The following is a 24979-nucleotide window of genomic DNA, read 5'->3' on the forward strand; positions in this document are numbered from 1 at the left end:
CACTTCGTGAGTTGCCGTGGCCGGTCTCCTGGCTTACGGGTCGTACGTCCGCCGTTCCTGCCTTCCCGGTCCTGCGACCAGTGGCCCGGCGGTGTGCCGGACGGAACGGGAACTCCCCGATCACAGTGGCGAGGGCCGCGTCGACCTTGCATCGACTTCCCGAGCACCACGGCCCGCCCACCGTAGAGGGGCTCGCGCTTTCCTGCATAGCTGCGCAGTCGGGCAGGTATTCAAGATCACATCGGCGCCTGCCAGGATGGGCCCATGCATCTCGTGCCTGCCGACCGTGCCGATCGTCGGACCATCGACGGTCACCGGGTGTGCGAGGCGATCGCCGCCATCGGCGACGCGGGGCGTCTGCGCACCTGGGCCGACCGTTTCTCGCTGCTGGCCGACGCCAACCGGCTCGCCCTGCTGCTCGCGCTGCACCGGACCGGGCCGCTGGCCGTCTCCGACCTCGCGATCGCCACGGGCATGAACGACCCGGCCGTCTCCCAGGCCCTGCGGCTGCTGCGCGCGGCGGGGGTCGTGGCGGGGGAGAAAGAGGGGCGCGTGGTGCGCTATCGGGTGGTGGACGAGGACGTACGGGGCCTGTTGGAGCACTGCGCCGCCTGAGCGCCCCCGAAAAGGTTCCCTTCCGGGCAATGTGGACAGATACAGATTCCCTACTGTCGTCCGTCCCTTGGGAGCCCGTATGGCAGACCGGCCGCCGGACCTCTCGTCCAGGAACCCCGACTGGTGGCGCCAGGCCGTCATCTACCAGGTCTATCCGCGCAGCTTCGCCGACGCCGACGGCGACGGCCTCGGTGACCTCCGGGGCCTGACCGAGCGGTTGACCCACCTCGCCGCGCTCGGCGTCGACGCCCTGTGGCTGAGCCCCTTCTACCCCTCCGAACTCGCCGACGGCGGCTACGACGTCATCGACCCGCGCGGTGTCGACGAGCGCCTGGGCACCTCGGACGACTTCGGCGCCCTGGTCGCCGAGGCGCACCGGCTGGGCCTGAAAGTCGTCGTGGACCTCGTGCCCAACCACACCTCCCATCTGCACCCCTGGTTCCAGGAGGCGCTGCGCGCCGGGCCCGGCTCGGCGGCCCGGGAGCGGTACGTCTTCCGGGCGGGACGCGGCGCGCGCGGTGAACTGCCGCCCACCGACTGGCAGTCGGTGTTCGGCGGCAGCGCCTGGCGGCGGGTGCCCGACGGCGAGTGGTACCTGCATCTGTTCGCTCCCGAGCAGCCCGACCTGAACTGGGACAACGAGGAGGTCCGCGCCGACTTCCGCACCACGCTGCGGTTCTGGTCCGACCGGGGCGTGGACGGTTTCCGCGTGGACGTCGCGCACGGCCTGGCCAAGGACCTCAACGAACCGCTGCGGGACCTCGGCGCCCTCGGCACGACCGGCGAGGCCGCCTTGCGGCACCTGCCGCCGGGCAGCCATCCGTACTGGGACCGGGACGAGGTGCACGAGATCTACCGCGACTGGCGCAAGATCTTCGACGCCTACCGGCCGCCGCGCATGGCCGTCGCCGAGGCCTGGGTGCCGGGCGAGCGGCGCGCGCTGTACGCCCGTCCCGACGAACTCGGCCAGGCGTTCAACTTCGAGTACCTGGAGGCCGGCTGGGACGCGGAGGAGCTGCGCGGGGTCATCGCCGACGCGCTGGTCACGGCCCGCGCCGCCGGGGCGCCCGCGACCTGGGTGCTGTCCAACCACGACGTCGTACGGCACGCCTCCCGGCTGGTGCTGCCGCCCGGCACCGACCCGGACGCCTGGCTGCTCACCCACGGCACGGCGCCCGCGGTCGACCCGGCGGCCGGGCTGCGGCGGGCGCGGGCGGCGACGCTGCTGATGCTGGCGCTGCCCGGCTCGGCGTATCTGTACCAGGGCGAGGAACTCGGCCTGCCCGAGGTCGCCGACCTGCCCGCGGAGGTGCTCCAGGACCCGATCTGGGAGCAGACCGGCCATACCCGCAAGGGCCGCGACGGCTGCCGGGTGCCGCTGCCGTGGACGACGACCGGGCCCTCGTACGGCTTCGGGCCCGGCGCCGGCTGGCTGCCGCAGCCGCCGTCCTTCGCGGCGTACGCGGTGGAGGCGCAGGCCGGTGTGGAGGGCTCCACGCTGGAGCTGTACCGCACGGCCCTGCGGCTGCGCCGCAAGCTGCTGGACGGCGAGACGCTGACCTGGACCCCGGACGCGCCCGCCGGGGTGCTGGACTTCAGCCGCAGCGCGACCTGGCGCAGTGTCACCAACCTGGGCACCGAGCCGGTGCCGCTGCCGGGCGGCGAGGTCCGTCTGAGCAGTGCACCGCTGCCGGGCGGCGGGGGGCTGCCACCGGACACCACCGTGTGGCTGGCCTAACCGGCCGGTGGGGCCGGGCTCGTTCCGGCCCCGGCTCCGGCTCCCGTGGTGCCGCCGCCCGCGATGCCGTCGATGTCCACCGGGGTGGAGGTGGCCGACGGCGGCGGGGTGAGGACCACCTCCGGCCGGCCGGCGGCCGGGGGCGGCGGGGTCAGGTCGGAGTCGGGCAGTTTCGGCGGGGTGGTCTGCTGGAACAGGGTCTGGTCGAAGTCGACCAGACCCGTCTTCTCCATCACGCTGATGTGGTCCAGCACGGTGTCGTTGGCCTGGTCGGCGAGGGCCCGGACCAGCGAGTTCTTCGTGGTGGAGCGGATCTTCGCGACCGTGTTGAAGATGGAGCCGTGGGTCATCCGCAGGATGTTGGCGAAGTCGGTGTCGAACTGCCTGCCGCTCTCGCCGTTCAACTGGCGGACGAAGCCCTGCTGTTGAGGGCTGGCCTCGTCGGGCAGCGTGATGTTCAGCATCGGGGCGATCTTCCGGCAGGTGGTGTCGAGCGCCGCGTGCCCGTCGACCAGGTGCCGGCTCGCCGTGACCACCGCCTTGGAGCCGCCCTTGCGCAGCCCGATCCGCCCGACCGGGTACTCCCACAGCCCGGCCGCCCGGACCTTCACCACGAAGTCCCGGTCCTGCTCGGTCAGCGGCCCCCACTGCGTGCTCGCGATGACCCGGTCCTGCGCACTGGAGACCTTGCTCAGGCCGAGCATGCCCGGATAGGCGAGCGCGGCGAGGGTCAGGGCCATCGCACCGCCCACGAACAGCGTTCCCGTCGCGTTCCGCGAAAAGCGCACCGTGCCTCCTGCCGAGGGTCTTTCCGTCCACGTCCGGACGCACGGGGGTGCGCGGGTCCGGTACGCACAAGCAGTACGGACGCGCGGCCCGTCGCTCTCAGCGGTGACGGGTAAAGATTGCTCCGGGCGCCGTTGGCCGAAGATTGACCACCGCGCGGCCGAAGGTTGACCTCCGCCCGGGAGAAACCGGACCAGGGGCGCGCCTAGATTCACCGCATGCCCGCACCGCCCTCCCCCCGCACCCCCGCCGCGCTGCCCGTCCTGCCCTACCGCAAGCCCACCGAGGGCCGCGACTACTGGGTGCTGGACGACGTCCTGCCCGACGTCGACGCCGTACGGCAGCGGTGCCTGGCCAAGGACGACTGGGTCCGCGGCCACCCGTACACCTCCGAGACCTGGCCGGGACTGCGCGCGGTGCCGGGCCTCGAACCGGATGAACTGGCCCGGGTGGAACGGCTGGTGAAGCGGGCGACCGGGGCGAAGGAGCTGTGGGTGCGGCGGGCGCCCGGCGGCGGCACCCTCGATCACAACTGCGTCCAGGTGGTCGGCGAGGGCGAGGGCGAGCCCCGCCCGCACACCGACTCCCGCGCGCTGTGCCGGTACGCGGCCGTGCTCTATCTCGGCCCCGACGCCCCCGAGGAGTGCGGAACCGCCTTCTACCGCCAGTCACTGCCCGGCGGCCGGCTCGGCGGCAACATCGTCCGGGCCCCGCACACCAACCTCGTCGAGGCGCTCGGCACCCGCTACGTCCCGGCGGACCACTTCGAGGAGGACGTCCGCGTCCCCCACCGCTACAACCGCCTGCTGCTCTACCACGCCAACCTGGTCCACAGCGCGATCGCCTACACGGGCCGCACCCTGCCGGACAAACGCATGACCGTGGTCTTCTTCTGGATGGCCTGAGCGACGCGTCCCTCCGCGCGTCCGAAAGCCGCCCCTGCCCACCGGAACCCGTATGCCTGTTGTCAGTGGCATGACCTACGCTTCGCACACGCCACGCGCGGCCCACGGCTCACGCACGGAGGGCCCGCAGACAGTCGTGTCCGCGCGGGCACCCTTGTCTTTCATTCGTCTCGGGGGGTTCGAATCAGCGTGCGCAAGCGCTCTCTCACGGCCGCCACCGCCCTGGCCGTCCTGATCGGTTCGGCGGCCCTGGCCGCCGCCCCGGCGTTCGCCGACTCCAGCGCCGTCCTGCCGGTGCGGCAGACCGGTGACATCGTCGTGGACGCCGTGCACCAGCAGGTCTTCGTCAGCGACCCGCTGAACGGCAAGATCGTCGTCACCGACTTCGCCGGCCAGGTCGTCAAGCAGCTCACCACCCGCCTGTCCGGCGTGCACGGCCTGGAGCTGTCCGCCGACTCCGGCACGCTCTACGCGGCCGTGCAGGACCTCGACGCCATCGCGGTCTTCGACACCGCCACCGACACCGAGACCACCCGCTACGAGGTCGGCGACAAGCCGCTCAGCATCGCCCTCGCCGGCGGCAGGCTGTGGTTCGGCTACGGCGGCGCCGCCGCGGGCGACCTCGGCTCCGTCGACCTGACGTCCGAGGACCACAAGGTCACCCTCGGCCAGGACGGCGACTGGTACGCGGCCCCGCTGCTGGACGCCGCGCCCGGCTCGGACACGCTCGTCGCGGGCGCGCTCGGGCAGAGCCCGGTCGAACTGGCCTCGTACGACGTCTCCTCGGGCACCGCCGTGAAACGGGCGAGCACCCGCGAGGCGGGCAGCAATCTCGGCGACCTCCAGGTCACTCCCGACGGCAAGGACGTCGTGGTGGCCAGCGGCGCGCCGTACTACCAGCAGGTGTTCCGCACCGCCGACCTGAACGAGGACGGCAAGTACGTCACGGACGCGTACCCGAACTCGGTCGCCGTCGCGCCCGACGGCACGGTCGCGGGCGGCATCGACGGCTCCTACGACCCGGACGTGTACATCTTCCGGCCGGGCAGCAGCGAGGCGGTGCGCTCCTACGACTTCCCGAACACCGGCACCGGCTCCGGCTCCGACCTGCTGGTGCGCGCCGGACTGGCCTGGGCCCCGGACGGCTCCCGGCTGTTCGCGGTGACCCGCAACAGCCAGGACGTGGTCTCCCTGCGCGTGCTCACCGCGCCCGCCAAGGCGGCCACCACCGTCACCGTGGACGCGCCGGCCACCGCGACCCGCGCCAAGCAGCTCACCGTCAAGGGCAGGGCCACCGCCACGGCCGCCCTGCCCGCCGGGACCGAGCTGACCGTGACCCGCACCGACCTGGAGTCGCCGAAGGGCAAGGCGCTGCCCGCGGCGGTCACCGGGGCCGACGGCACGTTCTCCTTCACCGACACCCCGCCGGCCGGCGGCAAGGTGGAGTACACGGTGGCCTACGCGGGTGACGCCGGGCACACGGCGGGCTCGGGTTCGGACTCCGTGGACGTCTCCCGCGCCAAGCCCGCGCTGACCGTCGACAACAACGGCAAGGTGTACGCGTACGGCAAGGACGTGAAGTTCACCGCGCACCTCGGCAAGACGTACAAGAACCGCACGGTGGAGATCTGGGCCGACCCGTTCGGCTCCGACAAGCCGAACAAGCTGGTGAAGTCCGGCGAGGTCGACGCCGACGGCAACCTGTCGGTCACCGTCGGCCTGAAGCGGGACGCCAAGATCACCGCGAAGTTCTCGGGCGACTCCCGGTTCGCGTCTGCCTCCGCGTCCAGCACGGTCGGCGCCAAGGTCGGCGTGTCCACCTCGCTCTCCGGTCACTACAAGAAGAAGTCGACGTGGGGTCACACGTACTACTTCTTCCACAAGAACAGGGACCCGCTGGTCACGACCAAGATGTCGTACTACCGGGACCGGGCGCAGAAGTTCGAGTTCGAGACGTACTACCAGGGCCGCTGGCACTCGGACGAGCCCGCGTACTTCAAGCTGGGCTCCGACGGCGTGTCCGAGGTCGGCATCACCGGCGACCACGGCGGGGACGTCGGCCGGCGCTTCCGGGTCCGCTCGTCGTACGTCAACGGCGCGTCCGGTGACACCGTGAACTCCACGACCCACGGCGCCTGGAAGTACTTCACCTTCACCAAGTGAGGCTAGGGAGCGGCCTGGAGGCGGCCCAGCTGGCGTCGGATGTTCTCCAGCGCGCCGCTGCGGCGGCCGGGCACCCTCAGGCGCAGCTCCGCGAGCGCGGGCCCGAGTTCGCGGGCCCGCGCCGTGTCCTCGATGCGGCCCCACTGGTGGTGGGCGCGGTCCACGGCCGCCTCCACGGCGGGCGCGTCCGCCGCCTGGCCGGCGGCGAGGCGGGCCTCGGCCACCGCCAGCCAGGCCCGGCAGCTGCGCGCCGGGTCCCCGGCGAACATCGCCAGGTCGGCCCGGACCTCCCGCCAGTGCAACGCCTGCTCGGAGCCGGCGCCGTGGGCCCGCACGGCGTCCTCCTCGTACCGCGCGGCCAGCCCGTCCGCCTCCTGGTGCCGTCCGCCGCGCACGGCCGCGCTGATGGCGGCGTGCGGATCGGCGGGGGCCGCCGGCGGCACCGGAGCGCCGGAGCCGCCGGCGGGCACGGACGGCTCCGCCTCGCGTCCCGGCGCGGCCGCGGCCGGCCCCCACGGCGCCGGAGCCGCCGCCACCCGGGCCGGCGGCACCGGTCCGGGTGCCGCGTGACCTCCCGCGTGCGCCAGCAGCAGGTTGCCCCTCGTCTCCTGCGGGATGCGGCTCAGGGCCTGTTCGTGGAGGGTGTCCAGCGCGGGGCGGCGGCCGCTGCGCAGGAGGGTGGCGACCGTCTTCATGTACGCCGGTTCGGCCGGGCGCCGGCCCGCGGGCGGGGCGAGACGGCCGTAGACGGCGGTGTGCGGGCCGCAGTCGAGGCCGCGCTCGGTGACGTGCCGCCAGGCCTCGGCGTCCGCGTGCAGGTCGACGACGAGCGCGGTGTCCGCGGCCGAGCGCAGGCGCAGTTCCTCGCGGATCCAGTGCCAGGGCAGCGCGGTGTAGCGGACGGTGGCCGGGGTGGTGCGGGCCAGGGCCAGGTGGGGCCGGTGCTGGCGCCGGTCCAGGTGCAGCTGCCCGGTGAGGTACACGGTGAGCGGCCCGGGCGTCGCCGCCGCGGCCCGCAGCCGGGTGAGGACGGCCTGCGGTTCCAGCGGGTCGGCGAGTTCGACGACGTTCGCGGTGTCGGTGCCGGACAGCACGGCGGGGGCGACGGCCGCCAGCACCGGCAGGACGCCGGCCGCGTCCACCAGGCGCCCGCGGCCCACCGGTGAGGCCGCGAGCAGCAGCACGGTTCCGGGCATCGTGCCTCCCCCTGTCACCCTGGCGGAGCCCGTGGGGCCCTCCGGTCCCGAGGCCCTCGTAGATCCGCTCTCCAGCCAGCACCGTAACCGCTGGCGCCGCGCACCGGGGCCTCAGTACCGCAAACGTCCCTGTTCGGGGTCTTCGCCCGGCGGCCCTCCGCCGCCCGGCAGCCGCCGCACCGCGAAGATCGTGGTGTCGTCCGCCAGCCGGCCCCCGCTGTGCCGCAGCACGCCGTCGCGGACCCGGCGGACCAGCCGGTGCGGGGCGGCCCGGCGCGGGTCGGCGCGGACCGTGCGGACGACCTCGCGGGTCAGGTCGTAGAAGTCGCCGGGTCCGTCGCGGGCCTCGGTCACCCCGTCGGTGACCAGCAGCAGCGTCTCGTCCGGGCCCAGCGGCACCCGTCGCACGGGCGGCAGGAGCCCGCCCGCGAGGTCGGCGCAGCCGAGCGGCATCCCGTCGCCGCTCGGCAGCTCGCGCACCCCGTGCGGGCCGACGGCGAGCGGCGGTTCGTGGCCGAAGTTCACCAGCTCCACCATCCCGGGCGTGTCCGCCGGGAACGCGATCAGCGCGGCCGTGGCGAACCGGTCGCCGTCGGCCCCGCCGAGCGCGACGGTGTGGGAGCGGTGGCGCAGCATCCGGATCTCCAGCCGCTCGGCGACGGTCGCGAGATCCTTCTCGTGGTACCCGGCCTCGCGGAAGGTGCCGAGCAGCGCGGCGGCCGCCTCCACCGCGCCGAGGCCCTTGCCCTGTACGTCGCCGACCAGGACGCGGGTGCCGTGCGGACTGGGCTGGATGTCGTAGAAGTCGCCGCCGACCCGGGCCTCGACGTCGGCCGCCAGATACACCCCCGCCTGCTCCAGCCCGGCCCAGTCGGGCGGCAGCGGGCGCAGCACGGTGCGCCGGGTGGTGTCGGCGATGTCCCGGATGTGCACGACCTGCCGTTCGCGGCGCACGCGCACGGCGGCGGCGAGGGTGGCCAGGGCGCCGCCGACGGCGACCAGGATGAAGTCACCCAGCCCGGCCTGGTACTGCTCGGGCCAGGCGCTGTCCACGAGGACGTACGTCGTCACCGCCAGCAGCCCGTACCCGGCCGTCGTCCACGCCCCGCAGATCGCCGAGGAGATGCCCGGGACCAGGACGATCCAGGAGATCATCCGCAGTCTCTCACCGGTGGAGAAGTCCAGCAGGACGACGCCGGCGAGGAGCAGCAGCGGGAGCAGCCAGGCGACGCTCCGCCCGCGCACCCGCAGCAGCGGTCGCCGCCCGTATTCCATCCACGTCACGGCCGGCAGCCCTCCATGCCCTCAGCGAAGCACGGGGGGACACCGCGCGCATCCGGGCACCCGTCCGGCCGAGTTGCCGGGCCCTGTCCGCCGTTGTGCCCTGGTAGCGGAGGCAGATCGGGGGCGAGGAGAGAGGAGTGCTCCCATGGCTCAAGCGGCACCCGCGCCCGGCGGCGCGTCCCGGCCCGGCCGCACGCCCGAGGTGGAGGGCCGGGCGACCGATGTCCGCGCCCGCCCGCCCGACGTCTTCGACGCCCGCGCCCACCGGGTGGCCCGGATCGCCGTACCGGTCGTGCTGGGTCTGGTCTACGGCTACTGGGCGGCGGCCAACAACCGCTCCGGCGGCCCGATCACCGGCTGGAACCTGCTGCTCGGCTTCGTCAGCGCGCTGGTGTTCGCGGTGCTGTGCATGGCGCTGCTGGCGCTGGCGCCCCGCATGCCGCGGGAAGTGCACGCGCTGCTGTGGACGGCGTTCACCGGCTGCGCGTTCGGCTTCCTGTACGCCCAGACCGACAAGCCGGTGCTGCGTACCGTGCTGATGTCGCTGCTGGTCTCGGCGGCCACCTTCATGGCGTTCTTCTACCACTACTACACGCGGGAGGACGCCTTCGGGCGCCGGATCCGCTGAGCGGCGTACGCCGGATGCCCGCCGGCGTACGCCTGGGTGCGGAACATTCCCTACCGCCGACCAGGGCCCGGCGTTCCGCCGAGCGGGTCCTCCCGCCGCCCGAACGCAGTGCTCCCGCTCGCGCGCGGGCCCCGGGGGCCCTTGCCTGGAGCTGTGCCCCCACGACGCCTCAGGAGCGCCCTGTCGGCCGTACTGATCACCCTGTCCTGCCTCCTCGTCCCGTTCGGCGCGCTGGCGGCCTGGGCGGCGTACGGGCTGGCCGACACGGGCCGGTACGTCACCGCCATGGCGCCGCTCGCCGCCGACCCGGCCGTGCGGGAAGCCGTCGCGGACACCGTCGGCGACGGCCTCCTGCGCGCCGTGGACCAACATCTGGACGTCCGCCCGGCGCCCGGCCCGGTGCGCCCGTTCGTGCGCGACGCGGTGCGCTCCTTCACCCACACCCGGGCCTTCCGGCTGGCCTGGGACACCGGCAACCGGGTCACCCACGACGCCGTGCTGCGCGCCCTGCGCGGACGGGACGAACACGCCGTCACCATCGACTTGGCTCCCGTCACCGCGCAGGTCAAACGCCAGCTCACGCACGACCACGTGCCGCTCGCCGCGCGCATCCCGGTGGAGCACACCGTGGTCGCCGTGCTCCCGGCGGCCCGGCTGACCGCCCTCCGGAAGGGGTTCCACGTGCTCGAAGTCGCCGGTTCCTGGCTGCCGGCCGCGTCCGTGGCGTTCGCCGTCGGCGGGATCGCGCTCGCCGTCCGCCGGCGCCGGGCCGTGGCCGCCACCGCCCTCGGCACGGCCCTGGGCGGCGCGCTGCTGGTCCTCGCGCTCCGCGTCGGCCGCGCCCTGACCCTGGCCGACCTGCCCGCCGGCGTGTCGCACGGCGCCGCGGGCGCGGTCTACGACGCCCTGACCGGCCCGCTGCGCGACGCCGCCTGGCTGCTGCTCGGCCTCGGCCTCACCGTCGCCCTCACCACCTGGCTCACCCGCCGACCGCGCCCGCCCCGCCCCGCACGACACCGGCAGGCACCACCGGCACCCGCGCCGACTCCCGCGCCGGCACCGACCCGGGCCCGAGCCTGACCACGTCCACCGCCCACGGCGAAACCCGCGCCCGGGACCACGGCGCCGCCTCACCACGGCAACGCCACGGCTGCCCCTGCCGCACAAGACCGGCAAGCGACGCCGGGCCCCCGCTCCGACACCCACGTCCGCCGCCGGCAGCGAACCCCGTTCCCGTGGCCACGGCGCCCACGAACACCCGCCGCCCGACCACCCTCTCCACCGCCGCCCGCACAAGACCCGCAAGCGCCACCCGCGCCCGACCGCATCCGCAGCCCGACACCGGTCCCCGGAGTAGCAGCGCCCCCGGCCGGCACCGCGGCCACAACCGCCCCCGCCACCCGCTCCCGCCCTCGCCACCCGGCTCACCCGCCGACCGCGCCCGCCCTCTCCCGCGCGAGACCGGCGAGCGTCGCCAGCGCCCGCGCCAGTTCCCGTTCCGGCGCCGACCCGAGTCCGAGCCTGACCGCGTCCGGGGCCCGGCCGGTGCCGACGGCGAAGGCCGTGCCCGGCGTGACGGCGATCCCGCGGTCCAGCGCGGCGGCCGTGAAGGTGTCCGCCCGCCACGGCGCCGGCAGCTCCCACCAGGCGAAGTAGGCGGCCGGGTCGGAGCGTACGGCGAACCCGGCCAGTTTCTCGGCGAGCAGCCGCTGCCGCCGCCGCGCGTCCTGCCGCTTGGCGGCCACCAGCCGGTCCACGGTGCCGTCGCCGAGCCAGCGCACCACCGCCTCCAGCGCGAAGCCGCCCGCGCTCCACCCGCCGGACCTGACCGCCCGCGCCACCGCCTCGACGCGGCCCGGGGGCGCGACGACGAAACCGGCGGTGAGGCCGGGCGCGATCCGCTTGGACAGGCTGTCGACGAGGTGCACCAGGCCGGGCGCGAGCGCGGCGAGCGGCGGTGTGCCGCCCGGCTGGAGGAAGGCCCAGATGCGGTCCTCGACCACCGGTATCCCCAGCCTGTGGACACAGTCGGCGAGCTGTCGCAGCCGCCCGGCGCTCGTGGTGAGCGAGGTGGGGTTGTGCAGGGCGGGCTGGAGGTAGAGCGCGGACAGCGGCGCGGCGCGGTGGGCGTCGACCACCGACTCGGGCACGGGTCCCTCGGCGTCCGTGGCGAGCGGCACGAGGACCAGACCGAGACGGGCCGCGATCTCCTTGACCAGCGGATACGTCAGCGGCTCCACGCCGACCCGGCCGCCGGGCCGGGCCAGCGAGGCGAGCGCGGCGGCGATCGCCTGGCGGGCGTTGCCGGTGAACACGATCCGCTCCGGCCCGCACCGCGGCCCGCCCTGGGCCAGCAGCGCGGCGACCGCCTCCCGGGCCGCCGGAGTGCCCGTGGCGGCGGCCGGCCGCAGCGCCTGGCCGAGCGCGTCCGGCCGCAGCAGGGTGGCGAGGGCGGGGGCCAGCAGCTCGGCCTGGCCGGGCGCGGACGGGTAGTTCAGCTCCAGGTTCACCAGCGGTGCGCCGGCCGCCTCGGTGAGGGCGAGCCCCGGCTGCCCGTCCGGCGCGGTGGCCCGGACGAAGGTGCCGCGCCCGACCTCGCCCACCACCAGCCCACGGCGCACGAGTTCGGCGTAGACCCGGCCCGCCGTGGACGACGCGATGCCGTGCCGCCGGGCGAACGCCCGCTGCGGAGGCAGCCGCTGGCCCGGGCGGAGCCGCCCGCCGGTGATGTCGGCCGCGATCCGGTCGGCGATGCGCCGGTAGTCGTCCACAAGTACCCCTGTTTCTCCGGCGCGTTGGATTGCACCGAGAGCAAAGATCTTATTGCGCCGAGCAAGAGCCCGCGCCTAGGGTCGTGGCCATGCCACCCTTCCTCGCATTCGATGACAAAGGCCCCGAAAACTCTTCCCGGCCTCCCCTCGTCCTCGTCCACGGCCATCCCTTCGACCGCACGATGTGGCATCCGCAGCTGACGGAGTTCTCCGCCGGCCGCCGGGTGATCGCTCCCGACCTGCGCGGCTACGGCGCCTCCCCCGTGACCCCCGGCACGGTCCCGCTCTCCCGTCACGCCGAGGACCTCGCGGACCTCCTGGACCACCTGTCCGTGGAGTCCTTCGTCCTGGCCGGGCTGTCCATGGGCGGCCAGATCGTCATGGAGTGCTACGACCGCTTCGGCGACCGGATCCGCGGCCTGGTCCTCGCCGACACCTTCCCCGCCGCCGAGACACCCGAGGGCAGACGTGGCCGCAACGCCATGGCGGACCGGCTGCTGGCCGAGGGCATGCGGGGCTACGCCGACGAGGTGCTGGAGAAGATGGCCGCCCCCTACGCCGAGGCCGAGGTCAAGGCGCACGTGCACCGCATGATGACGGCCACCCCGCCCGAGGGCGCCGCGGCGTCCCTGCGCGGCCGGGCCGAACGCCCCGACTACCGCGCGCTGTTGACGCGGGTCACCGTGCCCGCCCTGGTCCTGGTCGGCGCCGACGACACCTACACGCCCGTCGCCGACGCCGAGGAGATGCACGCGGCCCTGCCCGACTCGGCCCTGCACGTCATCGAGGGCGCCGCCCACCTGCCCAACCTGGAACGCCCCGAGGAGTTCAACCGGCACCTCGCCGCGTTCCTGGCCCGGCTGGACGAGGACGCGTAGGCCCTGGCCGGGCCCGCCCTCACCCGACGCCGGGAAACCCCTCGAAATCCACCACTCACCCATAATGGGCGCATGCCCCGAGAGTTCCCCATCGGCCTGACCCCTCCCGACTGGCTGGTGGCGAACCTCAGACCCCAGCAGGCACCGGCGAACCGGTCCGCCGTGATCCGCGCGGCCGTCGCCATGGCCCTCCCGCTGGCGGCCGGCCTGGCCGCGGGCCGCCCGGCCTACGGCGCCCTCGCCTCCATGGGCGCCCTGTCCGGAGTCATCGGCGACACCGCCGACGCCTACCGGATGCGCATCCTCAACATCGCCGTCCCCCAGCTCTTCGGCGCGGTCGGCGTGACCCTGGGCACCCTGGTGTACGGCCACGGCTGGTACGCGGTGGCCGCGGTCACCGGCGTGGCGCTGGTCTCCGGAATGGTCTCCACGATCGGCGCGGTGGCGTCGGTGTCGGGCCTGCTGCTGCTCCTGAACTGCGTGGTCGGCGCGGGCCTGCCGCTGCCGTCCCCCTGGTGGCTGGCCCCGGCCCTGATGACCGGCGGCGGTCTGCTGGTCCTGCTCCTCGCCCTGCTGGCCTGGCCGCTGCGCGCGGGCATCCCCGAGCGGACCGCGGTCGCCGCCACCTACCGCGCGGTCGCCGACCTGCTCGCCACCGCCGGCACGGACCGCGCCGAGGCGTACGAGGAGGCCCGCCGCGCCGTCACCCGGTCGCTCAACGAGTCCTACGACCTGATCCTGGCCCGGCGCGCCCGCCACCACGGCCGCAGCCCGGACCTCACCCGCCTGCTGGCCCGGCTGAACGCGATCACCCCGGTGATCGAGGCGGCCCCCGCCGCCCACCTGGCGGCCCGCCCGCTGCCCCCGCGGATCCCCGAGGCGGTCCGCGTCCTGGCCCGCCGGGTGGCGGCGGACACCGCCCCCTTGCCTCCCCTGGACCTCCCCGTGCCCGCCACGGAGACGGCCCGGGCGGTGGACCACGCCCTGCGCCACACCGCCGAGGTCGTCGCCGCGCCCGACGTGGACCCCCGCGGCATCGACGACCGCCTGGGCCGGCCGGCCACGCTCGGCATCCGCACGGCCCGTGCCGCGCGCAACGTCATGCTGTCCGCCAACTCCTGGCGCTACGGCGTCCGGCTGGCGGTCTGCATCGGCCTCGCCCAGGCGCTGGTGTCGCTGGTCCCCGTCCCGCGCTCCTACTGGGTCGCGCTGACCGTCACCTTCGTCCTCAAGCCGGACTTCGGCTCGGTGTTCTCCCGCGCCCTGCTGCGCGCCCTGGGCACGGTGGCCGGCCTGGTGGTGGCGGCGGTGGTCCTCGCCGAGGTCCCCCTGGGCTGGTGGGACGTCCCGGCCCTGTTCCTCCTCGCGCCCCTGATCCCCGCCCTGACCCCCCGGGGCTACGGCTACCAGACCGCGGCCATCACCCCGGTGATCCTCCTGCTGTCCGACCTCCTCAACCGCCAGGGCACGGCCCTGCTGCTGCCCCGGCTGAACGACTCGCTGCTGGGCTGCGCGATCGCCCTGACCGCCGGCTACCTGTTCTGGCCGGAGAGCTGGCACACCCGGGTGGGCGACCGGCTGGCCGACGCGGTGGCCGATACGGCGGTCTACGTGGAGGAGGCGTTCGGCTCCGGCACCGAACCGGCCGCGCGGGCCCGGATGCGCCGCCGGCTCTACCGCGACCTGTCCGTCATCCGCACGGAGTTCCAGCGGGCCCTGACCGAACCGCCGCCGACCGGGCGGCGGGCCGCCGCGTGGTGGCCGCTGGTGGTCGCCGTGGAGCGGATCGTGGATGCCACGACGGCGGCCCGCGTCCGCGTCAAGCACGGGGCGGCGGCGCCGTCGGCGGCGGAGATCGCGCAGGTGACCCTGCAACTTCGGGAGCTGGCCGAGGGGGTACGGCGGGCGCGGACCCTGACCGCCGTCCGCACCGATCTCACCGGGCCCGCGGACAGTGTGCTGGAGCCGCTGCGCCAGGAGGTGGCGGCGGCCCGCTCGATCACGTCCCCGCATTGACCGGTCCCGCGCCGTCGGGCCGCTAACCTTACGTGTCCGTCCTGGCCAGCGATCGACGGGCTACAACTCATGCGAAGGGTTGCGCACATGGGCATTCTCACTCTCCTGCGAAACGCGTTCGGCCGCTCACGCAAGCCACGAGCCACCGAGCCGGAGGGTGCGCCCGAGACCCCCGAGCAGCCCCCCGTCCCGGAGCCCCGCCAGTCCACCACCGAGGACCACGACCTGGTGGCAGCGGCCTTCGACCACATCAAGGTCCCCCACCAAACGCCTCCGGGACCGCCGGACACGGCTGCACCGGAGCCGGTAAACCGGGACCAGGCGGAGCCGAAGCCGGAAGCGGTAGAGGCTGAGCAGGCGGTGCCGGAAGCGGCGGTGCCGAAGCCGGTAAAGGCTGAGCAGGTGGAGCCGAAGCCGGCAGACCCGGAAGCGGTGGAGCCGGAGGCGGCAACCGAGACCGTCCCGGAGCCGGAGGCGGCGCCGGAGACAGCGCCCGAATCCGCTACGGCGCCGGAGCAGGCGCCGCGGACACCGACCCCGGAGCCGGAAACGGTGACGGAGCCCGGCCCGGAGCCGGAAACGGTGACGGAGCCCGGCCCGGAGCCGGAAACGGTGACGGAGCCCGGCCCGGAGCCGGAGAAGGCACCGGAAGCGGCAGCCAAGACCGAACCGGAACCGGAACCGGAACCGGCACTCGCACCTGAGCCGGAAGCGGCAGCCGAATCCGAGCCGGAAGCGGAAGCGGAACCCCCGGCGGAGCCGAAGCCCGAGCCTCACGCGGAGACGACCCCACAGGCCGCCGACGGCGAGAGCACCCCGCAGGAGTCACCCGCGCCCGACAACGAGACCCGCACGGGTGATGCGGGCGGGAACACGGACACCGAAGGCGAAGCCGAGGAGCCGGCAGCCAACGACCCGCACGCCGCCGACGGCGAGAGCACCCCGCAGGAGTCACCCGCGCCCGACAACGAGACCCGCACGGGTGATGCGGGCGGGAACACGGACACCGAAGGCGAAGCCGAGGAGCCGAAGCCCAAGCCCGCCACCCCTCTGGCCAAGGTCAAGTCCCGCGCCCCGGCCCTCGCCGCCGCCTACAAGGCCGCCACGGCCACCCTGAGGAAGAAGAACCTCACCGGCACCCGGGCGAAGCTCTACCTCGTGCTGGACCGCTCCGCGAGCATGCGCCCGTACTACAAGGACGGCTCCGCCCAGTCCCTCGCCGACCAGGCCCTCGCCCTCGCCGCCCACCTCGACCCCGACCCCTCGGTCCACGTCGTCTTCTTCTCCACGGAGGTCGACGGCACCACCGACCTCACCCTCGCCCCCGGCCACGACACGAAGATCGACGACGTGCACGCCGGCCTCGGCCGCATGGGCCGTACCAGCTACCACGCCGCCGTGGCCGCCGTACTCGACCACCACGGCAGCCACCACGGCAGCCACCGCGACCACCGCGCCCCCGCCCTCGTCGTCTTCCAGACCGACGGCGCCCCCGACGCCAAGACCCCCGCCACCCAGGCCCTCACCGAGGCCGCGGAGACCCATCCGGACGTCTTCTTCTCCTTCGTCGCCTTCGGTGACCACGACAACAAGGCGTTCGACTACCTCCGCAAACTGAAGACCGGCAACGCGTCGTTCTTCCACGCCGGCCCCACTCCCCGCGAGCTGACGGACGCCGAGCTGTACGAAGGCGTCCTCGCGGACTGGCGCCCGTAACGGACCGTAGTCATCCGGCCGCCCCTTCCCACACCGCGAAACGGGAAGCGGGCGGCCCACCCGTGTCGGCTACGATTTGAAGGTTCGAAACCGCAGAAAAGCAGCGACCTGGGAGCAGCCACGATGGCTCGACACCTCATCACCAGCGCCCTTCCGTACATCAACGGGATCAAGCACCTGGGCAACATGGTGGGGTCCATGCTCCCGGCGGACGTCTACTCCCGCTATCTGCGCCTGCGCGGCCACGACGTGCTCTACATCTGCGCGACGGACGAGCACGGCACCCCCGCCGAGCTGGCCGCCAAGGAGCAGGGCCTGCCGGTGGCGGAGTTCTGCGCCCGGGCGCACGACGCGCAGAAGGCGGTCTACGACGGTTTCGCGCTCGCCTTCGACTACTTCGGCCGCAGTTCCAGCCAGGAGAACGTCGAGATCACCCAGCACTTCGCCCGCAAGCTGAACGAGAACGGTTTCATCGAGGAGCGGGCGATCCGCCAGGTCTACAGCCCGGCCGACGGCCGCTTCCTGCCGGACCGCTACGTCGAGGGCACCTGCCCGCACTGCGGCTACGACAAGGCCCGCGGCGATCAGTGCGAGAACTGCACCCGTGTGCTGGACCCGACCGACCTGATCAACCCGCGCTCGGCGATCTCCGGCTCCACCGAGCTGGAGGTCCGCGAGACCAAGCACCTCTTCCTGCTCCAGTCCAAGCTCCAGCACGAGGTCGAGGCGTGGGTCGCCCGGCACGAGGACGACTGGCCGCAGCTCGCCTCCTCCATCGCCCGCAAGTGGCTGACCGAGGGCCTGCACGACCGCGCGATCACCCGTGACCTGGACTGGGGCGTCCCGGTCCCGGCGGACACCTGGCCGGAGCTGGCCGCCGAGGGCAAGGTCTTCTACGTCTGGTTCGACGCCCCGATCGAGTACATCGGCGCGACGAAGGAGTGGGCCGGCCAGGACCCGGAGAACCGGGACTGGAAGGCGTGGTGGTACGACGCCGACGACACCGTCCGCTACACCGAGTTCATGGCCAAGGACAACGTCCCCTTCCACACGGTGATGTTCCCGGCCACCGAGCTGGGCGTGCGCGAGCCGTGGAAGAAGGTCGACTACGTCAAGGCGTTCAACTGGCTGACGTACTACGGCGGCAAGTTCTCCACCTCGCAGAAGCGGGGCGTCTTCACCGACCAGGCGCTGGACATCCTGCCCGCCGACTACTGGCGCTACTTCCTGATCGCCAACGCCCCGGAGTCGGACGACTCGTCCTTCACCTGGGAGCACTTCACCGCCACGGTGAACAAGGACCTGGCCGACACCCTCGGCAACTTCGTCAACCGCGTGCTGTCCTTCAGCAGGAAGCGGTTCGGCGAGGAGGTCCCGGCCGGCGGCGAGCCCGGCGAGGCGGAGGCGCGGCTCGGCGAGGAGATCGCCCGTCTGCTCGCCGAGTACGAGGAGCAGATGGAGGCCCTCCAGTTCCGCAAGGCCGCCGCCGCGCTGCGCGCCCTGTGGTCGGCCGGCAACTCCTACCTGGAGGAGAAGGCCCCCTGGCTGGAGATCAAGACGGACAAGGAGGGCGCGGCCCTCACCCTGCGTACGGCGATGAACCTGATCCACCTGTACGCGGTGGTCTCCGAGCCGCTGATCCCGGCCACCTCGGCGGCGATGCGCGGCGCCTTCGCCCTGCCGGACGACTCGGCCGCCTGGATCACCGCGGAGGAGGCCAGGGCCCTGGCCGCCGTCCCGGCCGGCACGCCGTTCACGGTGCCTCCGGTGCTGTTCGCCAAGCTGACGGACGAGGACCTTCAGGCGTACAAGGAGCGCTTCGGCGGCGAGGAGGGCTGACCCCGCCTGTGACCACCGGGAGAGGGCGCCGGGTCCGGACGGACCCGGCGCCCTCTCGCGTCTGCGGCGGGTCTACTTCAGGACGCCCGCTCCGGTGGTGTTCGCCAGCTCTGCCGGCAGGTTCTTCGCCGAGGACTGAAGGCCCGCGGTGAGCGCCGGGGTCCAGTTCACGGTCGTCTTGATCTTCTTGGAGCTCGCGGCGTTGTACGCGGCGACCAGGTCGGTGGCCGTGCCGTTGACCAGGTTGCCGCTGCCCGCGACCGAGCCGGTGCCGTCGCCGCTGAGCAGCTTGGCGACCTTGCCGCCGGACGGCACCGTCCAGTAGTTGGCCTGCGCGACGACCTGGGCCTTGGCGCGGGAATTGATGCTGTACTGGGGCGCGTAGCCGTCTACGGTCGTCGTGTCGTACACGTTGTTGTAGATGTGGATCTGGCCGATGCGCGCCAGCGGCGCCCGCTGCACGATGCCCTTCCACACGTTGTGGTGAATCGACACCCGCAGCTTGCCGGTGCTGTCCTTGTCGCTGGAGCCGATCAGCATCGTCTTGTCGTGGTCGGTGAACTGGTTGCGCTCGACGGTCACCAGGTCCGAGCCGTTGGTGATGTCGAGGGCGCCGTCGTGGATCTGGTACTCGCGGCCGTAGTACTCGGGGTTGGCCTTGTCGTAGTGGGGCGCGTCGGTGAAGGTGTTGTGGTCCGCCCAGACGTGCGTGGCGCCGCGCAGCGTGACGGAGTCGTACGCGGAGTTCCAGTTGCCGTCGTCGCCGTCGGTCGGGTCCCACTGCGGGAAGCAGTCCTCGGTGGCGGAGAACGCCAGATTGCGGATGATGACGTTGTCGACGTTCTTCACCTGGAGGCTGCCACCGGTGATCCCGGCGTTGGACCCGGGCACGCCCACGATCGTGGTGTTGGCCGGCACCTTGAAGACGATGTTCTTCGCCTGCTTGTCCTGGGCGGTGGCGCGGGCCTTCTCCTGGGTGCCGGAGGGCAGCTTGGAGCGGCCGTAGGAGGCCGGGTCGTAGGCCTTGAGATACGCCGACAGCGAGTAGCCGGTGCCGGCCGCGTAGTCGGCGCAGGTCAGCTTCCTTCCGCTGTCGTCGGTGTTGGCGTCGATCGTGCCCTTGACCTTGATGATGCGGGGCGTGGTGTCCGAGGCCGAGCCCAGCGCCTTCACGAGCTGGGCCCGGGTGGAGACGGTGAAGGTGTGCGCGGAGTCGGCCTTCGCGCCGCCGGTGGTCCCCGCGCCGGAGGCGGCCCAGCCGTCCTTGGCGGCAAGGGTCTGGTGGTACAGGTCGACGGCGTCGGCGTTCGCGTTCAGCACGAACACCCCGGCGCCGGCAGCCGCGGCCACGACGGCGGCGGACACGGCGAGGGTGCGCCGCTTGCGGAGGGACCGGCGGTGGGAGGGAGCTGCCACGGAGGAGTCCTTAAGGTTCTGTCGTACATGCCTTACGACTCCTCAGTGGCCGCCCGCGGCCGGGAGGTTGCCGTCGCCGCGGGAATTTTCCGCGGGCGCCCGGCCGGGCGTCGCCCGCCGGGGGCGGAAGGCCGGAGAATCGTCCGCGTGGACATCCCAGAACCCCATCGCCGGCTCCTCGCGGACGCCGCCTCGGCGGGCGCTCCGTACGGTCTGGTGCTGGCCGGCGGCTACGCCCTCCAGGCGCACGGACTGCTCGGCCGGCCGCACGCCGACGTGGACCTGGCCACCGAGAGCCCCGAGGCCATGGAGCGGCTCGCCGCCGCCGTCGGCGCGGCACTGGAGGCACGGGGCCGGCGGGTGGACACCGGCGCGGTCACCGCGCTGACCGCGCGGCTGGCGGTCACCGACCCGCACACCGGCGAGCCGTGCGCGCTCGCGCTGCACAAGGAGACGTTCTGGCAGCCGCCGGAGCCGACCGGGTACGGCCCCGCGCTCTGCCTCGCGGACGCCGTGGGGACGAAGATCCGGGCGCTGTACGACCGGGGCGCGGCCGTCGACCTCATCGACGCCCGCGCCTGCGCGGCCCGGTTCTCGCTGCCGGACCTGGAGGAACTGGGCCGCCGGCACGCCCACGACCCGTTCGACCTGCCGACCCTCCAGTCGCGGCTGACGGGCACGGACTTCTACGCCGACCGGGACTTCCTCCGGTACGGCCTGGCCGGGGACGACATCGCCGCCCTGCGCGCCTGGGCCCAGCACTGGTCCGACGACATCGCGGAACGGCTGCTGGAGGACGGCGCGTCCCCGGACGCGCCGACCGACGAGCAGGGCGGCTGAGCCCCGGCGACCGCTACTTCGGCTGCGGCTTGCGGATGTCCAGGTGCAGCTCGCGCAGGCGGGACTCCTCCAGCTCGGTCGGGGCGCCCATCATCAGGTCCTGGGCGTTGCCGTTGAGCGGGAAGGCGATCGTCTCGCGAATGTTGGGCTCGTCCGCGAGGAGCATGACGATGCGGTCCACGCCCGGGGCGATGCCGCCGTGCGGCGGGGCGCCGAAGCGGAACGCGCGGAGCATGCCGGCGAACTCGCGCTCGGTGGTCTCGCGGTCGTAGCCCGCGATCTCGAACGCCTTCAGCATGATGTCCGGCTCGTGGTTGCGGATCGCGCCGGAGGACAGCTCCACGCCGTTGCAGACGATGTCGTACTGCCAGGCCAGGATGTCCAGCGGGTCCTGGGACTCCAGCGCCTCCATGCCGCCCTGCGGCATCGAGAACGGGTTGTGCGAGAAGTCGATCTTGCCGGTCTCCTCGTCCTTCTCGAACATCGGGAAGTCGACGATCCAGCAGAACCGGAAGACGTTCTCCTCGAAGTGGCCGGCGCGCTTGGCGGCCTCGACGCGGACCGCGCCCATGATCTTGGAGACCTCGTCGAACTCGCCCGCGCCGAAGAAGATCGCGTGGCCGGGGGCCAGCGACAGGCGCTTGGTCAGCTCGGCGACGTTCTCCTCGGTGAGGAACTTCGCGATCGGGCCGGACAGCGTGCCGTCCTCGCCGACGCGGACCCAGGCCAGGCCCTTGGCGCCCAGCGACACCGCGAAGTCGCCGAGCTGGTCGAAGAACTTGCGCGGCTGGTCCTGGACGGCGGGCACGGGCAGGGCGCGCACGTGCTTGCCGGCGAACGCCTTGAACTCCGAGCCCTCGAAGACGTCGGTGATGTCCACCAGCTCCAGCTTGGCGCGCAGGTCCGGCTTGTCGGAGCCGTACTTGAGCATCGCCTCGCGGAACGGGATGCGCGGGAACGGGGAGGTGACGTGACGGCCGCCGCCGAACTCCTCGAACAGCTCGGTCATCAGCTGCTCGATCGGCCGGAAGACGTCCTCCTGCTCGACGAAGCTCATCTCGACGTCGAGCTGGTAGAACTCGCCCGGCGAGCGGTCGGCGCGGGCGTCCTCGTCGCGGAAGCAGGGCGCGATCTGGAAGTAGCGGTCGAAGCCGGAGATCATCAGCAGCTGCTTGAACTGCTGCGGGGCCTGCGGCAGGGCGTAGAACCGGCCCGGGTGCAGCCGGGAGGGGACCACGAAGTCGCGGGCGCCCTCGGGGGAGGTCGCCGTCAGGATCGGGGTGGCCATCTCGTTGAAGCCGAGCGCGGTCATCTTCTGGCGGATGGCGCCGATGACCGCCGTACGCAGCATGATGTTGCGGTGCATGCGCTCGCGGCGCAGGTCCAGGAAGCGGTACTCCAGGCGCCGCTCCTCGTTGACCCCGTCCTCGGTGTTGATCGTGAAGGGCAGCGGCTGGGCCGCGCCGAGCAGCTCGACCTCGGCGACCTCGACCTCGATCTCGCCGGTGGGCAGGTCGGGGTTCACGTTCTCGGTTCCACGTGAGACAACGCGGCCGTCGACGCGGACCGTGGACTCCTTGGAGATCTTGTCCAGGGCCTCGTACGCCGGGGTGCCGGGGCGGGCGACCAGCTGCGTGATGCCGTAGTGGTCACGCAGATCGATGAAGAGGATGCCACCCAGGTCGCGCCGATTGTGCAGCCAGCCACTCAGCCGGACGTCGGTGCCGACGTCAGAGGCGCGGAGCTGGCCGCAGGTGTGGGACCTGTACCGATGCATCGTCGTTCATCCAGTCTGTGCGGATCGGGTGTCGCCAGGCGGGTACGGCCTAGGCCATCCCAAGGGTACCGGGCACCCCAAGAACGGCTCCCCACCATGACCGCCCTCCCGCCGGACGCGGCCGTCGCGACGTCCTGGCGGCGGCCGCCGTCCCATCAGGTGGCACCCGAGGCGCACCTCTCCATAAAGTGGGGCAATGCGCACAGGCGAGCCCCTGCCGTCCGTCGGGGAGGTCCTCGCCGCCCTCGCGACCGGGCTGTGGCACTGGGACACGGCCGCCGGGCTGGTCACCGTGGACGCGGAGGCGGCGCGGCTGCTCGGGCTGCCCGCCGAGCGGGTCACCGTCACCGAGGCCCAGGTCCGGGCCCGGCTGCATCCCGTCGACTGGAACGAGATCACCGGGATCGTACGGCTCGCGGTCGCCGAGGGCACCCTCGCCGAGGTCCGCATCCGGGTCGTGGACGCCGACGGCCGCATCCTGCGGGTCGTCCGCAGCCGGTCCAAGCCGTCCTTCGACCCCGAGCGGCGCACCTACGAGCTGATCGGCACCCTCCAGGAGGTGACCGAGCCCGCCCCGGGCACGGCGGCGGCCCGCAGCGCGGTCACCGGCGACTGGCGGCGCTCCCGGGAGGCGTTCCTGCTGGACGCGGGCCGGGCGCTGGCGGAGGCCCGGTCCACCGCCGAGGTGCTGCGGGTGGCGGGCGGCCTGTCGATGCCGGGCTTCTCCCCGGACGGGCTCGTGGTCTACGGCGTGGAGGGCGACCGGCTGACGATCACCGGCCAGCACGGGCACCAGCCCGGCGACATGGGCCCCTTCTCCCACATGCCGCTGGACACCGACTACCCGGCCGCCGAGGTGGTCCGCACCGGCCGGGCCGTCTACCTGTCCTCCCCGGAGGAGTACCGCGACCGCTACCCGGCCGCCTGGCCGCTCGCCCGGCGCTTCGGCCGCCGCTCGTGGGCGTTCCTGCCGCTGACGGCGGCCGGGCGGACGAGGGGCGCCTGGATGGCCGCGTTCACCTACCCGGTGGCGTTCACCCCCGACGAACGCGCGGTCCTCACCACGGTCGCCCGGATGCTCGCCCAGGCGCTGTCCCGGGCCGGCGCCGCCGAGTCCGAGCGGGAGCTGGCGGAGGGGCTGCAGCGCTCCATGCTGCCGTCGCTCGGCCCGGAGATCCCGGGGATGCGGATCGCCGCCCGGTACATCCCGACCGGCGGCGGACTCCAGGTCGGCGGCGACTGGTACGACATGATCCCGCTGCCCTCCGGCCGCTTCGCGCTGGTCATCGGGGACGTCCAGGGGCATGACGTGCGCGCGGCCGGGATCATGGGCCAGCTGCGGATCGCGCTGCGCGCCTACGCCGCCGAGGGGCACCGCCCGGACGCCGTCCTCTCCCGCGCGGCCCGCTTCCTGCACGGGGTCACGGACGGCTGCGGGCCCGACGGCCTGGCCGACCCGCGCTTCGCGACCTGCCTGTACGTGGAGGCCGACCCGGCGACCGGCATGCTGGAGATCGCCCGCGCCGGGCACCCGGACCCGGTGATCCGGATGGCGGACGGCACCGTGATGATGCGGCCGACGGCGGGCGGGCTGCCGCTGGGCGTCGACCCGGACGCCGACTACCCGACGACCCGGTTCACGCTCGAACCCGACGAGACGCTGATGCTGTGCACCGACGGTCTGATCGAGACCGGCGGGCACGACCTGGAGAGCGGCTGGCGCAGGCTGCGCGAGCTGCTGGAGGACCACCGGGCCGGCGAGTACCGCCAGGAGGACCTGGAGACGCTGGCCGACGCGCTGGTGCAGGCGGTGCACGGACCATCCTCGCACCACACCACCGGCCCGCTGGCCGACCGCCGCGAGGACGACATCGCGCTGCTGCTGCTGTGCCGGCCGGCGGCCGGCCGCGGGCGCGGCGGCACCGTCGCGGAGGGGCCGCCGGTGCGGCGCACCCTGCTGTCGGTGGCCCAGGACGAGCCGGACCGGATCGCCGAGGCCCGTCAGCACCTGCGCGAGCTGCTGCACGACTGGACCTCGCCGGATCAGGTGGACTCGGCGGTGCTGCTGGTCTCCGAGATGGTCACCAACGTGCTGGTGCACACCGACGCCGACGCGCTGCTGCTGGCCGAGGTCCGCTGCGAGGAGGACGGCCGGCGGCTGCGGGTGGAGGTCTTCGACACCGGTGACGACCTCCCGCACAAACGCCGCCCCGGCGAGCTGGCCTCCTCCGGCCGCGGCCTGATGCTGATCGAACTCCTCGCGGACGCGTGGGGGGTGTCCCCGCGCGGCGAGGGCAAGAGCATCTGGTTCGAACTCCGGGAGCGCACGGGGGCGGAGACGCCCGGCAGATCGCCGGGGTCGTACGTCCCGTAGGCGCGCCGTGTGCCGCCCGGGCCGTCGGCGGCGCGGG

General features: G+C 73.5%; 18 protein-coding genes and 1 riboswitch. Of the genes, 12 read left to right on the plus strand and 6 right to left on the minus strand.

The window, feature by feature from the left end:
* Positions 1–186, minus strand: a riboswitch (cobalamin riboswitch).
* 78 nt (positions 187–264) lie between these two features.
* Entirely contained in the window at positions 265–615 is a 351-nt protein-coding gene (locus SCK26_RS18150) for an ArsR/SmtB family transcription factor (RefSeq protein ID WP_181797697.1), read from the plus strand.
* Positions 616–694: 79 nt separating this feature from the next.
* Positions 695–2353, plus strand: a complete 1659-nt coding sequence (locus SCK26_RS18155; protein ID WP_318202348.1) for a glycoside hydrolase family 13 protein — start codon at positions 695–697, stop codon at positions 2351–2353.
* Here the strand turns inward: SCK26_RS18155 and SCK26_RS18160 are convergent.
* Positions 2350–3093 carry a DUF4142 domain-containing protein gene (locus SCK26_RS18160; RefSeq protein WP_412080856.1) on the minus strand — a complete coding sequence of 248 codons (744 nt, stop codon included), beginning with the start codon at positions 3091–3093 and terminating at the stop codon, positions 2350–2352. The two genes, SCK26_RS18155 and SCK26_RS18160, sit on opposite strands and share 4 nt — an antisense overlap.
* Before the next feature lie 264 nt (positions 3094–3357).
* On the opposite strand from SCK26_RS18160, the gene SCK26_RS18165 reads away from it, so the two are divergent.
* The gene (locus SCK26_RS18165; RefSeq protein WP_318202349.1) at positions 3358–4044 is read left to right on the plus strand and encodes a DUF6445 family protein; all 687 of its coding nucleotides are present in this window, start codon (positions 3358–3360) and stop codon (positions 4042–4044) included.
* A gap of 189 nt (positions 4045–4233) precedes the next feature.
* Positions 4234–6207, plus strand: coding sequence for an Ig-like domain repeat protein (locus SCK26_RS18170; RefSeq protein ID WP_318202350.1), 1974 nt, complete (start codon positions 4234–4236; stop codon positions 6205–6207).
* Positions 6208–6209: 2 nt separating this feature from the next.
* Here the strand turns inward: SCK26_RS18170 and SCK26_RS18175 are convergent, their stop codons facing one another.
* Both SCK26_RS18175 and SCK26_RS18180 read right to left on the minus strand, forming a co-directional pair.
* Complete coding sequence (locus SCK26_RS18175; RefSeq protein WP_318202351.1) at positions 6210–7403, minus strand: hypothetical protein; 1194 nt, start codon at positions 7401–7403, stop codon at positions 6210–6212.
* 111 nt (positions 7404–7514) lie between these two features.
* Positions 7515–8678, minus strand: a complete 1164-nt coding sequence (locus SCK26_RS18180; RefSeq protein WP_318206039.1) for a PP2C family protein-serine/threonine phosphatase — start codon at positions 8676–8678, stop codon at positions 7515–7517.
* A 154-nt stretch (positions 8679–8832) separates the two neighbouring features.
* On the opposite strand from SCK26_RS18180, the gene SCK26_RS18185 reads away from it, so the two are divergent.
* Positions 8833–9315 (plus strand): hypothetical protein, encoded by a 483-nt coding sequence (locus SCK26_RS18185; RefSeq protein WP_318202352.1) that lies wholly within the window; start codon positions 8833–8835, stop codon positions 9313–9315.
* Positions 9316–9468: 153 nt separating this feature from the next.
* Positions 9469–10395: a hypothetical protein gene (locus SCK26_RS18190; protein WP_318202353.1), complete on the plus strand. Its 927-nt coding sequence runs from the start codon at positions 9469–9471 to the stop codon at positions 10393–10395.
* A 344-nt stretch (positions 10396–10739) separates the two neighbouring features.
* On the opposite strand, the gene SCK26_RS18195 is transcribed toward SCK26_RS18190, so the two are convergent.
* Entirely contained in the window at positions 10740–12086 is a 1347-nt protein-coding gene (locus SCK26_RS18195) for a PLP-dependent aminotransferase family protein (protein ID WP_318202354.1), read from the minus strand.
* A gap of 89 nt (positions 12087–12175) precedes the next feature.
* Between SCK26_RS18195 and SCK26_RS18200 the strand changes: the two genes are divergently transcribed.
* From SCK26_RS18200 to metG, 4 genes are all read left to right on the plus strand, one after another.
* The gene (locus SCK26_RS18200; RefSeq protein WP_318202355.1) at positions 12176–12964 is read left to right on the plus strand and encodes an alpha/beta fold hydrolase; all 789 of its coding nucleotides are present in this window, start codon (positions 12176–12178) and stop codon (positions 12962–12964) included.
* A gap of 72 nt (positions 12965–13036) precedes the next feature.
* Positions 13037–14980: an FUSC family protein gene (locus tag SCK26_RS18205; RefSeq protein WP_318202356.1), complete on the plus strand. Its 1944-nt coding sequence runs from the start codon at positions 13037–13039 to the stop codon at positions 14978–14980.
* Positions 14981–15067: 87 nt separating this feature from the next.
* Entirely contained in the window at positions 15068–16696 is a 1629-nt protein-coding gene (locus SCK26_RS18210; RefSeq protein ID WP_318202357.1) for a VWA domain-containing protein, read from the plus strand.
* A 123-nt stretch (positions 16697–16819) separates the two neighbouring features.
* Positions 16820–18535 carry a methionine--tRNA ligase gene (metG, locus tag SCK26_RS18215; protein ID WP_318202358.1) on the plus strand — a complete coding sequence of 572 codons (1716 nt, stop codon included), beginning with the start codon at positions 16820–16822 and terminating at the stop codon, positions 18533–18535.
* Positions 18536–18607: 72 nt separating this feature from the next.
* On the opposite strand, the gene SCK26_RS18220 is transcribed toward metG, so the two are convergent.
* The gene (locus SCK26_RS18220) at positions 18608–19951 is read right to left on the minus strand and encodes a polysaccharide lyase family 1 protein (RefSeq protein WP_318202359.1); all 1344 of its coding nucleotides are present in this window, start codon (positions 19949–19951) and stop codon (positions 18608–18610) included.
* A 147-nt stretch (positions 19952–20098) separates the two neighbouring features.
* On the opposite strand from SCK26_RS18220, the gene SCK26_RS18225 reads away from it, so the two are divergent.
* Entirely contained in the window at positions 20099–20791 is a 693-nt protein-coding gene (locus SCK26_RS18225) for a hypothetical protein (protein WP_318202360.1), read from the plus strand.
* A 13-nt stretch (positions 20792–20804) separates the two neighbouring features.
* Here the strand turns inward: SCK26_RS18225 and aspS are convergent, their stop codons facing one another.
* On the minus strand, positions 20805–22568 hold the full coding sequence (gene aspS, locus SCK26_RS18230) for an aspartate--tRNA ligase (RefSeq protein ID WP_318202361.1): 1764 nt from the start codon (positions 22566–22568) through the stop codon (positions 20805–20807).
* A 196-nt stretch (positions 22569–22764) separates the two neighbouring features.
* Between aspS and SCK26_RS18235 the strand changes: the two genes are divergently transcribed.
* Positions 22765–24942: a SpoIIE family protein phosphatase gene (locus tag SCK26_RS18235; protein ID WP_318202362.1), complete on the plus strand. Its 2178-nt coding sequence runs from the start codon at positions 22765–22767 to the stop codon at positions 24940–24942.
* The last annotated feature ends 37 nt before the right edge of the window (positions 24943–24979 follow it).

It is taken from the genome of Streptomyces sp. SCL15-4 (genome assembly GCF_033366695.1).
Lineage (GTDB): Bacteria > Actinomycetota > Actinomycetes > Streptomycetales > Streptomycetaceae > Streptomyces.